General features: G+C 64.7%; 1 protein-coding gene. It reads left to right on the plus strand.

The window, feature by feature from the left end:
• A partial coding sequence (locus tag OKA11_RS24590; RefSeq protein WP_267225274.1) for a transposase occupies positions 1-252 on the plus strand: 252 nt, incomplete at both ends.

Raw genomic sequence — 252 nt, forward strand, 5'->3', positions numbered from 1 at the left:
CGAGGAGATCATCGGCAAGCTGCGTGAGGCGGAGATCGTGTTGGCGCAGGGCGGGACGGTGGCCGACGCCTGCCGGCGGATCGGCGTCACCGAACAGAGCTATTACCGCTGGCGCAAGGAGTACGGCGGGCTGAAGATGGATCAGGCACGGCGGATGAAGGATCTCGAGCGAGAGAACGCCCGACTGCGGCAGGCGGTGTCGGATCTGACGCTCGATAAAATGATCCTGCAGGAGGCGGCGCGGGGAAACTA

The organism is Novosphingobium clariflavum, from assembly GCF_026420865.1.
Lineage (GTDB): Bacteria > Pseudomonadota > Alphaproteobacteria > Sphingomonadales > Sphingomonadaceae > Novosphingobium > Novosphingobium clariflavum.